This is a genomic window from Candidatus Pantoea formicae (assembly GCF_011752625.1).
Classification (GTDB): domain Bacteria; phylum Pseudomonadota; class Gammaproteobacteria; order Enterobacterales; family Enterobacteriaceae; genus Pantoea; species Pantoea formicae.
In genome coordinates this window covers 1-479 of record NZ_VWXD01000043.1, presented here as the reverse complement: position 1 = coordinate 479, position 479 = coordinate 1, and the positions used below count along the sequence as shown (strand labels likewise).

Below are 479 nucleotides of genomic sequence, written 5' to 3'. Positions count from 1 at the left end.
GGGGCAAGGCGCCGACCGAGACGATGTGAAGGAGCATACTGAAGTATGTGACTGAGCAGCGCGAGGGAGAGCAACGCAGCCACGGCGTAAAAGATTCGTTTCGTGCACCAAGATTTGCCTGGCGGCTGTAGCGCGGTGGTCCCACCTGACCCCATGCCGAACTCAGAAGTGAAACGCCGTAGCGCCGATGGTAGTGTGGGGCCTCCCCATGCGAGAGTAGGGAACTGCCAGGCATCAAATTAAAGTGTGCTGATATGGCTCAGTTGGTAGAGCGCACCCTTGGTAAGGGTGAGGTCCCCAGTTCGACTCTGGGTATCAGCACCAGTTTTAAAGCGTGAGTTCGGTAAATTACAGAATTTGCCTGGCGGCTTTAGCGCGGTGGTCCCACCTGACCCCATGCCGAACTCAGAAGTGAAACGCCGTAGCGCCGATGGTAGTGTGGGGTCTCCCCATGCGAGAGTAGGGAACTGCCAGGCATC

General features: G+C 57.4%; 1 tRNA gene and 2 rRNA genes. All 3 read left to right on the top strand.

Annotated elements, in window-relative coordinates:
- Positions 1 to 117 precede the first annotated feature (117 nt).
- Positions 118 to 233: ribosomal RNA gene (gene rrf, locus F3J38_RS27805) — 5S ribosomal RNA — on the top strand.
- Positions 234 to 248: 15 nt separating this feature from the next.
- Positions 249 to 324, top strand: a tRNA-Thr gene (locus F3J38_RS27800).
- Between the two features lie 36 nt (positions 325 to 360).
- Positions 361 to 476, top strand: a 5S ribosomal RNA gene (rrf, locus tag F3J38_RS27795).
- Positions 477 to 479: the final 3 nt, after the last annotated feature.